This is a genomic window from Streptococcus sp. 5905 (assembly GCF_013276505.1).
Classification (GTDB): domain Bacteria; phylum Bacillota; class Bacilli; order Lactobacillales; family Streptococcaceae; genus Streptococcus.
Window position 1 is genome coordinate 51,221 of the sequence record NZ_VMLC01000005.1, and the last position, 12,773, is coordinate 63,993.

The 12,773-nt window shown below is 43.0% G+C and carries 15 protein-coding genes; 6 read left to right on the forward strand and 9 right to left on the reverse strand.

All coding sequences use genetic code 11. The annotated features are described in order from the left end of the window. Window positions 1-25 precede the first annotated feature (25 nt). Genes HT680_RS08010 through HT680_RS08030 form a run of 5 tightly spaced genes read right to left on the reverse strand, consistent with a single transcriptional unit; the run spans window position 26 to window position 4,144 of the window. The gene (locus HT680_RS08010) at window positions 26-1,090 is read right to left on the reverse strand and encodes an ankyrin repeat domain-containing protein (protein WP_173259540.1); all 1,065 of its coding nucleotides are present in this window, start codon (window positions 1,088-1,090) and stop codon (window positions 26-28) included. A 45-nt stretch (window positions 1,091-1,135) separates the two neighbouring features. Then, entirely contained in the window at window positions 1,136-1,543 is a 408-nt protein-coding gene (locus HT680_RS08015; protein WP_173259542.1) for a hypothetical protein, read from the reverse strand. Between the two features lie 51 nt (window positions 1,544-1,594). Further along, complete coding sequence (locus HT680_RS08020; RefSeq protein WP_173259544.1) at window positions 1,595-2,827, reverse strand: HAMP domain-containing sensor histidine kinase; 1,233 nt, start codon at window positions 2,825-2,827, stop codon at window positions 1,595-1,597. Then, window positions 2,828-3,502 carry a response regulator transcription factor gene (locus tag HT680_RS08025; protein ID WP_173259546.1) on the reverse strand — a complete coding sequence of 225 codons (675 nt, stop codon included), beginning with the start codon at window positions 3,500-3,502 and terminating at the stop codon, window positions 2,828-2,830. A gap of 9 nt (window positions 3,503-3,511) precedes the next feature. Next, window positions 3,512-4,144, reverse strand: a complete 633-nt coding sequence (locus HT680_RS08030; RefSeq protein ID WP_173259639.1) for a GTP pyrophosphokinase family protein — start codon at window positions 4,142-4,144, stop codon at window positions 3,512-3,514. Window positions 4,145-4,314: 170 nt separating this feature from the next. Here HT680_RS08030 and HT680_RS08035 point away from each other — a divergent pair, with 170 nt between their 5' ends. The 4 genes from HT680_RS08035 to HT680_RS08050 all read left to right on the forward strand — a co-directional run bounded on the left by HT680_RS08035 (window position 4,315) and on the right by HT680_RS08050 (window position 6,869). Continuing rightward, the gene (locus HT680_RS08035; protein ID WP_173259548.1) at window positions 4,315-4,572 is read left to right on the forward strand and encodes a metal-sensitive transcriptional regulator; all 258 of its coding nucleotides are present in this window, start codon (window positions 4,315-4,317) and stop codon (window positions 4,570-4,572) included. A gap of 53 nt (window positions 4,573-4,625) precedes the next feature. Continuing rightward, complete coding sequence (locus HT680_RS08040; protein WP_173259551.1) at window positions 4,626-5,939, forward strand: DUF6630 family protein; 1,314 nt, start codon at window positions 4,626-4,628, stop codon at window positions 5,937-5,939. A 31-nt stretch (window positions 5,940-5,970) separates the two neighbouring features. Continuing rightward, window positions 5,971-6,249, forward strand: a complete 279-nt coding sequence (locus HT680_RS08045; RefSeq protein ID WP_084945498.1) for a hypothetical protein — start codon at window positions 5,971-5,973, stop codon at window positions 6,247-6,249. A 131-nt stretch (window positions 6,250-6,380) separates the two neighbouring features. Continuing rightward, window positions 6,381-6,869, forward strand: a complete 489-nt coding sequence (locus tag HT680_RS08050; RefSeq protein WP_173259553.1) for a prolyl-tRNA synthetase associated domain-containing protein — start codon at window positions 6,381-6,383, stop codon at window positions 6,867-6,869. Between the two features lie 43 nt (window positions 6,870-6,912). On the opposite strand, the gene HT680_RS08055 is transcribed toward HT680_RS08050, so the two are convergent. Genes HT680_RS08055 through HT680_RS08065 form a run of 3 tightly spaced genes read right to left on the reverse strand, consistent with a single transcriptional unit; the run spans window position 6,913 to window position 9,183 of the window. Then, window positions 6,913-7,209, reverse strand: a complete 297-nt coding sequence (locus tag HT680_RS08055) for a rhodanese-like domain-containing protein (protein ID WP_173259555.1) — start codon at window positions 7,207-7,209, stop codon at window positions 6,913-6,915. Further along, entirely contained in the window at window positions 7,199-8,854 is a 1,656-nt protein-coding gene (locus HT680_RS08060) for an FAD-dependent oxidoreductase (RefSeq protein ID WP_173259557.1), read from the reverse strand. Before HT680_RS08060 ends, HT680_RS08055 begins: the two co-directional genes overlap by 11 nt. Window positions 8,855-8,874: 20 nt before the next feature. Further along, window positions 8,875-9,183 (reverse strand): rhodanese-like domain-containing protein, encoded by a 309-nt coding sequence (locus tag HT680_RS08065; RefSeq protein WP_000468869.1) that lies wholly within the window; start codon window positions 9,181-9,183, stop codon window positions 8,875-8,877. Window positions 9,184-9,357: 174 nt separating this feature from the next. Here HT680_RS08065 and HT680_RS08070 point away from each other — a divergent pair, with 174 nt between their 5' ends. Together HT680_RS08070 and HT680_RS08075 are read left to right on the forward strand one after the other, a co-directional pair. Next, window positions 9,358-9,921 (forward strand): sugar O-acetyltransferase, encoded by a 564-nt coding sequence (locus tag HT680_RS08070; protein WP_173259559.1) that lies wholly within the window; start codon window positions 9,358-9,360, stop codon window positions 9,919-9,921. Window positions 9,922-10,198: 277 nt separating this feature from the next. Further along, complete coding sequence (locus tag HT680_RS08075) at window positions 10,199-11,431, forward strand: carbohydrate-binding domain-containing protein (protein ID WP_173259561.1); 1,233 nt, start codon at window positions 10,199-10,201, stop codon at window positions 11,429-11,431. Window positions 11,432-11,628: 197 nt separating this feature from the next. On the opposite strand, the gene HT680_RS08080 is transcribed toward HT680_RS08075, so the two are convergent. Continuing rightward, entirely contained in the window at window positions 11,629-12,663 is a 1,035-nt protein-coding gene (locus HT680_RS08080) for a beta-eliminating lyase-related protein (RefSeq protein ID WP_345890223.1), read from the reverse strand. Between the last annotated feature and the right edge of the window lie 110 nt (window positions 12,664-12,773).

The following is a 12,773-nucleotide window of genomic DNA, read 5'->3' on the forward strand; positions in this document are numbered from 1 at the left end:
TTTAAGTCTCCTACAGATTATGTACTCATCTGTTATAATTTATTTCCCCTAAAGGAAGTGGATCAGGATTTAAGCTTACCCAGAGAACCGAAAGTTCACACAAACGTTCAGTTATAGTATCTTCATCACTGTCTTTTGCACGGATGCTGGAGATCAGTTCCTTAGTTTCTTCCAGTTCTTCTTCGGAAAGTGGTGTACCTGAAGCGAAATGATTTGGCAGGGCTTTCAGCATGTTCCGATAGTGTTTATCCCAGTTGACACCGCCATTTCTATAGAGCTCATCCTGTACGCGCCCTGTTATACGGATCACTTCGCCTTGTACAGTTTTCGCTGGCCCGCTTGAAGGAATGAGTAAATCCCAAAGCTCGTTATACTGCTCCTTCCAAGAACCTTTTTTTACAATAATAGGAGAAACTCCGTCATGTATCTTGCGTTTCGGAGCAGGCTTTACATCAAACAGTGCATAGAGTCTCTCAAGCCCTGCTTCTGTTTCAGTCAAGTAATCTTTATTAAAGTTTTCTCTGTGAAATTCAAAATCCTTTCCGATTAGTTCGACTCTTTCTGCCATATCAGGAGTTACCTCAGCGCCCGCCTTTATGAGCATTTCTGCAATTTCTGCTACCTGTGCAATATTAATCTGCCTACAAGTAGCAAGGGCTTCAGCTAAAGGAGTTCGTCCCATAACAGTTTTGGGATTAACATCTGCACCTTTTTCAATCAAAAAACTGACTATCTTAGGTCGGAAAAACCTTGCTGCCGTATGTAGAGGTGTACTCCCATATGTATCAGTTTTTTGTATATCTCCGCCTAATTCATATAGCAGTTTTACAGTATCTCTCCCCAGAGCGGCATGTGTATATAATGGTGTACGTCCATAATAATCAGGAGTATTTACATCTAAACCCTGTTCCACCAGCCAGATAACAAGCTCATCAGGAACACCTCCAAAATGAAGTGCCGTATTTAAGCTGTATCTGCCGTCATGAGCAGTAAGCTCACATTTATCATATACGGCTTTAAGAGCTTCAATATCTCCTGCTGTAATCAGTTCATCAAAATTTTTAGGTAAGGTCACTCTTTTTTTGGCCATTGTTCTTCTCCTTTAATATAAAACTAACATTTGCATTTTACATTTCTAAAGCCACTTAAGCCCATCAACATTTTTTAAAATCCTAGATCTTCCATCGTAGTCATTTTTTAACTCGATTTCTTTTTCCTTGACCGAAATGTTGTTGTACCAGTGGTCCAAACTTGCATATTTTCCTGTATGGATATTGATAAGCATGCTTGTTATAGGATTCCAAGTGCCCTTTTCCACTGTTTCTGCAAGCAAATAATAGGCATCTAAAAATATGAGATTTCTTCCATACATCCAAAATGGAAGTTGAATATTTAACAAAGGCAATCTTGCAGAAAAAATATCATCTCCATGTGGTGGCACGGTTTCATAATGAAATTCTATCTCACTCCCATAATATGCTATCGTTGCTCCTTCGCAACCGATGCTTTGAGGAATCCCCTCCTCAACTACTAAAAATTCCATTGGCGTCTCCTTATGTTGTAATTGAATGAACTCCGACTAGACTCTCCACGTTTACAACCAGATGGTAAAGGTAATCACCTGTTTTTTGTAGGTGACAAAGATTTTCCCTCTAAACAGGCTGACAAGGTGTTGAGCCATAGAGAGGCCAATGCCATACCCAGAGGTGGTTTGGTTATTGTGTGATGTTTCAGCGCGATAAAAGCGGTCAAAGAAGCGTTTAATATTGGCAGGTCGCCCGTCTTTGTAGTCGTTAGATACGGTGATACAGGTGCGCTTGCGTAGGAGATAGGCTTTGCGTTTGAGAGTTAGACGGATGGTGCCTGCTGGATCACAGTATTTGCGGGCATTATCGAGTAAAATACTGAGTAATTCGTAAAATTCCTCCTGAGAAACTTTTTCTATGATATCTGCTTCAATCAGGCTTTCAAATTTTTTATCCTCTTTGGTAAAGAGAGGAGCAAAGTCTGAGGCGACCTTTTCAGCGATGACGGAGATGTTTTGAGGAGCTAGCTTGATATCTTCTTGTTCTTCGAGACGAGCAAGTCGGATCAGTCTTCCAATCAAGTGATTGAGACGCTCGGTCTGTTCCTTGGTACTGATGCTCCACTCGGTCTCTCCTTCCATGAGTTCCTGAAGCTCGGTATTGGCCGAAATGATAGCCAGCGGTGTTTTGAGTTCATGACCTGCATTGGTGATAAACATCCGTTGTTTTTCATAGTTCTTGACAAAGGGACGGATAACAATCCCAGAAATCAAGGTAAAGAGCAGAGCAAGGAGAAATAGGCTAGCCAGTGATAACCAGATAGAGACTTGAAAGAGGGTATCCCGTTCGCGAATGTAGTTGGTAGCTTCAAAGAAGACTAGGAGCTTGCCCGAAGCTGTCTGACTAATCTGGTAGGTGAAGTAGCGCCCGTTGCGAGTAATCGTGCCATAGGTTTCCGGTTTTTTAAGAATTTTCTGGAGAAAACCTCTGACGTCTGCTTCGGTTAGTGATTGGACATTCCCTAGAGAAATAGTGTAGTCATTCCCCTTTTCTCTGACAGAGAAGTACTGAAAATTGTAGATAATCCCTTCTTGGATGTTCTTTTTGGTGAAACTCTCCTTGATTTCATCTGTAATTGGGAGTTCGCCTTCATTTTTAGACAAGATGGAGAGGACGGTTTGGATATTATCCTCTGTCTGAGTATAGACGATGCTATTCATCAAGACCAGAAAGAAAGCAAGAATCAGAGCGATAGCAGCAGTGGCTGTGACAATAAACTTGATGCGTAGTTTTCGAAACATCTAGTCTCCTCCTATCAGTTGGAAAGGCCCTTCTGCAGATCCTAAGATTTGCAAGTTGGACTGAACGCTTTGGAGTTTTTGGCGGAGATAGGAAATATAGAGAAAAACGAGCTCGTAATCACTTTCTTCCAGCTCCTCTGGCCAGACTTGCTCTAGTAGTTGTTGACAACTGAGGGTCTGGTTAGCATGCTGAATGAGGAGGGTCAAGAGTTGAGTCTCCTTTTTCCCTAAACGAATGCTGTTTGTAGCAGCTAATTCTTGTTCGTCAATATCCAAGCGAGTATTTCCTAATTGGACCGTATCTGGGGTATAGTCCTCCAGACGGCGGGCAGTAGAACGGAGTCTAGCCAATAGTTCCTTGAGAGAGAAGGGTTTGGTCAAGTAGTCGTCGGCACCTGCATCTAGTCCAGTTACGCGGTCGTCCACTTCGGCCATGGCTGTCAGCATGATGACGTGGGTCGTATTGCCCAACTGACGGATTTCTTTGAGGGCTTCGATTCCAGTTTTGATTGGCATCATGATGTCAAAAATCATGAGGTGATAGTGGTTAGTTGTAGCTTTTTCGACAGCATCTTGTCCATTAAAAACAGAATCAACGCTATAGCCCTCGCGTTCTAAAGCAACAGTGATGACGCGATTTAGTTGAGTTTCATCTTCGGCAAGTAGGATTTTCATAGGTTCTCCTTAGTCTTGGTCAGATCGCTGAATCAAATCACGGATGGTCTGCATGGTCAAGTCACAAGAAGCAAGCTCATCGGCACAACGTTTGAGCTCACGTGTGATTCGCTCAGGATTTTGGATGTTTTTCTTATATTTCATCTGGTGTTCAAGGCTGGCCCAAGAGTCCATAGCAATCGTGCGTAGCTGGATCTCGATAAAGTAGGTACCTTGGGCATTTCCCAGACAGTCTGGGTAGGGGGTAGTCACCTCGAGAATCAGATGGTAGGAACGGTAGCCATTGGGCTTGACCTGACGGATATAGTCTTTCTCTTTGAAAATATGGATGGTGGGTATCTGACGAATATACTCTACGATGCGGTAGATATCATCTGTAAAGCCTGTGATGATCCGAACACCGATAGCATCTCGGATTTCTTTAAGAGCGGATTGACTCGTCTGAGGAAGGCCTTTGCGTTGGCATTTTTCACGCATACTTTCCTCGGTTTTGATACGCGCATGCAAATGCTCATATAGTTTGAGGGAGGTTTCTTTTTTATAATTAGCTGCGGCTTCTTCCATATCTTGAATAAAAGTCTGCAAGATAGTGGGTAAGTAGACTTCGCAAGGGCCATAGATAGAGTTCATAGGCTGGTCCATTCTAAGAATGACTCGTATTGCTACGAGCATAGATTCTAATAGTATTTGTCATTCTATTATACCATGAAAGCGATAGCAGGGTAAGATTCTATAGATAAAGAGGGAACGAGAACTTTGACAAAGGAGTCCATTAGAGATATAATGAAGAAAAATCGACCAAGGATAAATAAATGACAAACTCAAAGTATATAACACGCCTGAAACGTTCAGAGGGGCAGTTGCGTGGAATTCAAAAGATGATCGAAGAAGATCGTGATTGTGCAGATATCATTACTCAGTTGACAGCGGTTCGTTCGAGTGTGGAGCGCGTGATTGAGATGATCATTACCGAGAATCTCACGGCCTGCATCAACCAACCCCTAGACGACCCTGAGGCTCAAAAAGAGCGCTTAGAAAAGGCTGTTCAGTACCTAATCAAACGAAAATAGTAGTTCTCTATGTGATAGAACAAGATAAGAAAGTGGATCACAGGAGGGGAAAGATGACAAAAGAAGAACGAGCAGAAAAATGGTTTCAGAGTGTTCCTGAGGCAGAAGCTATTCCTATACAAGCTAAAATGGAGATCTGTAGTCAGGCAGCGAAACGAATGGCGCTTATCTGGCTTGGCCTACTTGGTGTGGAATGTTTGTTCCTATTCTGGTTCACTGGGGGTGGACTGTTCAATCAAGTAGCGAACTTTCTAAATCAGCTATCAGAAGGGAGCCCCACAAAAAATCGATATAAGGGTCTCGCACTTGCAGGGACTCTTATTTGTCTGCCTGTCTTGATCTTTCCTAGCGTTGTTGCCCATTTCTTTAGACAAGTTTGGATTCAAAAAGAGGCTGAAAAGGTAGTCAAAGAGATGGCCCCTGTTACAAGTGATCAGCCTTATCTAGCAGGAGATGAGGGAGAAGATTTTGCGAGTATTTCCGGAAGAATCTTTGCGGATTGGGTGCTAGATGATGGTGAGAAGGAACAAAATGGCTTTGAACTTGAGGAAGTATGGCAGCAACTGGCAGCTGTCCAAGATGGTGATAGGGATTTTCTCACTTTAATACCTCAGCAACCAGTTAAACTAAAGGGGAGTCAGCTTGTATCGGATTTTGTACAGGTTTGTCAGGATGAAGATTCGGACGCTTTTCGTTTTGAGATCAGTATTGCCGACGCCGAACGAATCAACGAGAATGTAATCTACGAAAAAAATGGTCTGAGCGAGAAAGAAACTCAAGACTTGCTTCGGGCATATTTGGAGAACAGAGTCACACCGGACCTAGAAGACTGGGAAATTGTATTAGATATGCGGACAGATGAGCAGAAAAATATCGCAATCTATCAGGAAATAACCCAATTGCTAACAGATGATAGTGAGGTACGATCTCGTTTGACCTTCTGTTTTGAGTCACCGAAAGCCTATTTCAAGCAGTATGCAGAGAGATATGACGAGCGGGGCATAGGAGAAGAAGTCAATGAAGCTACGATAAAATGGCTTGCTATTGCTGATGAACTGCTCACTGTGAATACAGTCATTGAGTTAGACTGGAAGACAGATAAGGAAGAATTCTTGTACCAACTAGAGCCTCTGGCAACTAAACAAACTCTTGATTTGGAGGAGAATTGGTTCGACGAGGGTGATGACCTCCCTACTTGGTGTAAAATTTTGGACGAAAGATGGGCTGGACACGATTTCTGTCTTGCTTGTATGGATATTAATAGCGATAGTTATGTGCTATTTATCTGCAAGAGGGATATTCTGGAAAAATTAGTCACCTTAAGTCACACAATCAATCAGCGTTTCGGCCATGCAAAAAATATGTAATGGCTAGTGTATTTCAAGGAGGGAGTTCAAGATGATTTTTGCATTTAAGGATGCACCCAACACAGCCTGTATAGTTTGTCACCATGTCTTGGCTGGCAAAAATCCGATCACCTTTATCTCCCACGATGAAGAGGATGGCATGTGGCAATTTTTGTGTTCAGAAGACCACACTGGAGAGGATGCACGTCTCATTTCCCTAGCTGAAGCATTTAAACTAGACGCATCTATCGGACAAGTCGCGGATATACCTTGTGGCTATGCGGTGGAAAGAAAAGATGGGCTTGCTGGCTGGAAATCATGCCCATCCTAACAGTTGGGGCTCTGTCTAAGATAACTTGTATGAAAATGAAAGAAACCTAGAGATACTTGGATATAAATTGGAAGAAACCCCATTTTTTGGTATAATTAAAGGTAGTAAGACAAGTTAAAGGAGGCCAGCAAATGGAAGCATACGAAAAAGTAGTAGAGATGCTAAATGAGCTAGATATTCCCTTTGAAATCGTGGAGCACGAGCCAGCCTTGACGACAGAGCAAGCCGATAGCTTTATCGAAGGGATCGAAGGTGTCCGTACCAAAACCATGTTTCTCACCAACAAAAAGAAAACAGCCTATTATCTCGTGATTATGGATGATAAGAAACGTTTGGATATGGACCTCTTGAAAGACTTGGTAGGAGCCAATAGAATCCGTATGGCTTCCTCTGAGAGCTTGTTTGAAAAAATGAGCTTGCCCGCAGGCGTTGTCTCTCCATTTGGCTTGCTGAACAATACTGACAAGGACATTCAAGTTTATTTTGACAAAGAAATCATGTCTGAAAAACGGATGAGTTTTCACCCCAATACCAATGAAAAAACTCTCTTTTTAGATACGACAGATATACTCAAATTCCTAGAAGCCTTTGGCTATGAGGCTCATATCATCGAGTTATAAATATTAAAGAAACCGACTAAGTTCATCTTAATCGGTTTTTTGATTATTCTACTTGACCGGGCCAAGCATTCATACCACCTTCTACGTTGATAACGGTGAGACCTTGGGCACTAAGAAATTGACAGGCAGAGGCAGAACGCACTCCACCTTGACAGATGACATGGTATTCATGGTCAGGTTTGAGTTCTTTGTAGCCTTGCTCCAAGGTACTTAACGGAAGATTTTTTGCACTTGGCGCATGTCCTGCTTGAAACTCATGTACTTCACGTACATCGATAAGATCTAGTTTTTCATTTTGATATTTTTCATAAAAGTCAGCCATGCTGATATTAGTTACCATATTCTACTCCTTCTGGGTTAGCCATTTTGTATAGTGAATAAGCGCCGTCAAGGTTTTGAACGGTAAATCCTGCTTGTTTGAGGATACGCTCTGCGATATAGCTGCGCAAACCACTGTGGCAGCTAACGATGTAGGCTTGGTTCTTGTCCAGTTCATCCAAGCGTTCACGAAGTTCGTTTAGGGGAATGTGGATAGTGTCGACTTTGAGTCGACCACTCTGAAATTCGCCACTTGTCCGCACATCTAGGAATTTCTTACCAGAAGCTAGTTCGTCTTCGAGCTGGTACCATTGAACGTTGTCGCTGAGACCTTCGATAAGGTTCAAGGCTGCGTAACCCAGCATATTGACGGGATCCTTAGCGGAGCCAAATGGTGGCGCGTAGGTGAACTCCAATTCTGGTAAGTCAAAGACGGTGAGATTTCCCTTGATAGCAGTTGCCAGGATATCGATTCGCTTGTCAACACCTTTCTTCCCGACTCCTTGGGCACCGTAGATTTTTCCAGTGGTTGGGTCAAAGAGGAGCTTCAAGGTCATATCAGTAGCGCCTGGATAATAACCAGCGTGGTCTTTCCCACTGACATGAAGGGCTTGATATGGGATTTGGTTGGTACGAAGAGTACGCTCGCTGAGACCAGTCGAAACAGCTGTCATATCAAAGGCACGAACGATAGCAGTGCCGATACTGCCCTTGTTTGTACGACCGAGTCCTGCGATGACGTCCGCCACTTGGCGTCCTTGACGATTGGCAGGAGAAGCTAGAGAGATGAGGGCATCTTGGCCAGTAATCTCTTGCTTGACGACGATGGCATCTCCAACTGCAAAAATATCTTTTTGACTGGTTTCGTAGTGTTCGTCGACCAAGATACCGCCACGTAGTCCCAGTTCAATCCCAGCTGCCTGAGCCAGTCCGTTTTCAGGTTCAACACCGACAGAAAGGATGGTGAGGTCAGAAGCAATCTTTTGACCATTTTCGAGAACGATGGTTTTTCCTTGCTCTTCAAATCGAGTCGCAGACTGAGAAGTGATAACGAGAACGCCGTTTTTGACCAATTCTGCTTGGACAAAGGCCGCCATTTCCTGATCTAATGGTGGCAAGACATGGGGTGCTTTCTCCACGATGGTGACTTGCAATCCACGTTTTGCCAGATTTTCAGCCATTTCAAGCCCGATAAAGCCTGCACCGATAACGACAGCTTCTTTTGGATGATTGTCCAAGGCTGCCATAATTTCGTCGAGATCAGGAACATTGCGAAGCGTGTAGGTATGCTTAGCTTCTGCCAAGCCTTCGATGGTAGGGATAAAGGGCTTGGCTCCTGGGGAGAGAATCAGCTTGTCGTAGCTTTCTGTGAATTCCTGTCCATCGTGTCGCACCGTTACAGTGTGTTCTTCTGGCGAAATCTGGATGACCTCGTGAAATGGCCGCACATCGAGATTAAAGCGTGCCCGGAGACTTTCAGGAGTTTGGACCAATAAACTCTCACGGTTTGCAATTTCTCCTGAAACATAGTAAGGAAGTCCGCAGTTTGCAAAGGAAACAAAGGGACCTTTCTCAAAAATAGTGATTTCAGCGTCTTCCATGAGGCGTCTGAGACGGGTTGCTGCTGACATACCGCCTGCAACTCCTCCGACAATGATAATTTTCATTGACTTTCTCCTTTATACTTCTAGATGACCTTACCTGTCCAAGCGCTCATACCGCCTCGGACATTGATGACATCGTAGCCTTTTTTCTTAAGCTTTTTCGCAGCTAGTTTGCTTCGTACACCAGAATGACAAATGACATAGAGTGTTTCTTTTGTCGCTGGTGTGTAAGAACCGATTTCCGTTAAAGGAACATTTTTGGCATTTTTGATATGACCTCTACGGAATTCCATAGGCGTCCGAACATCTAGTAGCTGAATCGGTTCCTTGAGTTTAGCTTCTAACTCGCTGGTAGAAATACTGTCAATTTTTGTAAATAATAAGTGAAACATAGGCACCTCCAAATATACCCTTATGGGGTATATTAAACCATGAAGTCAAGCTTTTGTCAAGCAAGTTGTTTTAACTTGGAGGGGATTGGTTTTGAGAGTCTAGAAAGCAGGCTATTCTTGACCTTTCAAAGGCTTTTTGATATGATGAGTCCAAAGTAAGTATGAGGTGTTAAGATGACCAGCGAATACCAGAAAATGATAGCGGGAGAGCCCTATCATCCGTTTGATCCCGAGTTGCGGGCCTTGGCTCAGACAGCACGTCAGAAGCAGGCTGATTTCAACCAGGAGTTAGATCCCTTGAAAGGGGCGGAGATTATCAAGACTTGGTTTGGTTCAACTGGGCAAAATCTCTATGTCAATTCACGCCTGGTGGTCGATTATGGAGTCAATATCCATCTAGGGGAAAATTTTTATTCTAATTGGAATTTGACCATGCTGGATGTTTGTCCGATTCGCATCGGCAACAATGCCATGCTTGGCCCCAACTGTCAGTTTTTAACCCCACTCCATCCACTGGATCCGCATGAACGCAATTCAGGGGTCGAATACGGCAAGCCCATCACCATCGGAGACAATTTCTGGGCTGGAGGTGGCGTCATTGTCCTTCCTGGAGTGACACTGGGAAATAACGTAGTGGCGGGAGCAGGGGCTGTGATTACCAAGTCCTTCGGAGACAATGTTGTTTTAGGTGGCAATCCTGCGCGTGTGATTAAGGAGATACCTGTAAAAGAAAATTAAAAAGTACAGCTGGGGCTGTTCTTTTTGTAATCTTTATCGTAGTCTTATAAATTTTTCTTCTTTTTGGCTTTTTTGGTTAGAGTGACATGGCACAGGGGGATGTTGGTTTTAAAAACTATTAACTGTACTTTAGTATTCTCAAATTGTTTCTAGTAGCCTTTTCAAAAGAATACTAAGTGAAACTATATTTAAGGAAACTTTCAGAAAAGTTTTAGTTTTGTTTCAGGAATCTTCTGTAGACTGTCTAGCTATATCATACGAAGGAGAGGAAAAAGGTATGAAATCAAAAAAATGGCTCCTACTCGCAACGAGTCTAACAGCAATGGTGCTGATGGCAGCATGTGCCCAGTCAACAACTACATCCAATACCAATGCAACTACAAATAATGCAACAACTTCAACCAAAACAAACCAAACTTCCTATTTCACAGAGAAGGACTATGATACTTCCTATAATGAAAGCACAGCTTCTAAGATCGAGCTATCTGGCTCATCTGCAAACGTCTCTGGAGATGGTGTGACAGTCTCTGGCTCAACAGTGACCATCACAAAATCTGGAACCTATGTAATTTCAGGTCAGTCTGACGGAGTACAGATCAAGGTTGAAGCAGATGAGTCGGCAAATGTTCAGCTAGTCTTAAAAGGTGTTACCATGACCAATAGCAATGCAGCGATATCTGCTACATCAGCTGGTCATGTCTACCTGACTCTAGCAGAAGGAACAACCAACAGTCTTTCTGACTCAAGCTCGAACAGCGACGAAAAAGGCGACGCAGCCTTATTTTCTAAGGTGGATTTAACCATCAACGGGAAAGGAACTCTTAATGTAGAAGGTAAGAAAAATAATGGTATTAAGGCTAACGACACCCTCCATATCACGGGTGGAATCTATAACATCACAGCAGTTGGCGATGCCTTTAATGTCAATGATGAACTCAATATCACTGGTACAACCATGACCATCGATGCTAAAGAAGATGGAGTCAAGGTGGACAATGATGAGGATACTTCAGTCGGAACCATGTACCTATCTAACAACAACATCACCGTTACAGCAGGGGATGATGGCATCCACGCTTCTGGGGACCTTGTCATCGATAGTGGGACCTACACCGTCAAGAATTCGATAGAAGGACTTGAAGGTAAGTCAATCACTATCAACGGAGGGGACATTAGCATCTATTCAACAGATGATGGAGTCAACGCGGCTAATAAAAACGCCCAACAAAGTGAAATCTTCTTCACCATGAACGGTGGAAATCTAACAGTAGAAGTAGGCCAAGGGGACACAGACCCAATCGACTCAAACGGGAACGTGACGGTCACAGGCGGAACCATTAAAATGACAGGTCAAACAGGTTTTGACTTTGATGGAACTGCGACCTATACAGGCGGAGACATCTATCTCAACGGTGAAAAACAAACGGAAATTGTCAATTCTATGCCTGGAGGCGGTGGACCGAATGGGGGTCCTCAAGGCGGAGGACCAGCTCCTGGCGGACAAGGATAAACAAAAAAGGATAGCATTCAATTAGATTGCTATCTTTTTTAATTAGTAATTTCTGTGTATCTTATTCTGGGGAAGTAGATTTTGTTTTTATTTATACTCAATGAAAATCAAAGAGCAAACTAGGAAGCTAGCCGCAGGCTGTACTTGAGTACGGCAAGGTGAAGCTGACGTGGTTTGAATTTGATTTTCGAAGAGTATTATAACTCCTCAATCGCCTTGCATAGAGCCTCTACATCTTCTTTTCGACTAGACCAAGAAGTAGCAAAACGTATGATGGTATGCTTATCATCGTATTTTTCCCAGTAAGAGAAGCTCACCTTTTGCCCCAGTTTTTTCATCTGTTCATCATTCACAATACAAAAGACCTGATTTGTTGGATTTTCAAAATAAAGGGGGAGACCAGTATTTTTACAAGCTAGACGAATCTGGTTGGCGTAGGAAATCGCATCTTTGCCAATCGTTTGATAGAGATTGTCTTTAAACAACTCGTCAAATTGGATACCGAGAAGTCTTCCTTTAGCTAGAAGGGCACCATGTTGTTTGATAATGGTGGTCATGTGAGGAAGAAGTTGAGGATTTGGGATAACGACTGCTTCCCCGAGAAGAGCGCCACATTTGGTACCTCCGATATAGAAAGCGTCGCATAAGCGAGCCAAATCAGCAAGATTAACATCATTTTTAGGGCAGGCAAGAGCGTAAGCAAGACGAGCACCATCTACAAAGAGTTTAACATTCTTTTCCTTACAAACTTGAGAAATAGCTTCTAATTCTGCTTTTGAATAAAGGGTTCCAAGCTCAGTTGGTTGAGAGAGATAGACCATTCCTGGCATGACCATATGCTCATGGTTTTTATCAGCCCAATAGTCTTCAATAGTTTCTTTGACTTGCTGGGCTGTCAATTTTCCATCTGCTCCCTCCAGTTCGAGTATCTTGTGACCTCCAAATTCGATAGCACCAGCCTCATGAACGCTGATATGACCCGTTTTTGCAGCAATCACCCCTTGGTAAGATTGGAGGAGACTGTCAATCATGACTTGATTGGTTTGGGTTCCACCGACAAGAAGATGAACCGCTGCCTGTGGACAAGCGCAGGCTTTGCGAATGTTTTCAACAGCACTGGCACTAATCGAATCGCTCCCATATCCGCTCATTTCCATTTCGTTGGTTTCCATGATTCGTTGAAGAATCGCAGGGTGTGCTCCTTGAAGATAATCATTTGCAAAATTTAGGATTTCGTTTGTCATAAAAGACCTCTTTCTTGATTGATGTATTTATTGTACAAGAAATACATTCATTACACAAACGTCAAAAAATCATATCAACTATGATAAAATGGAATAGA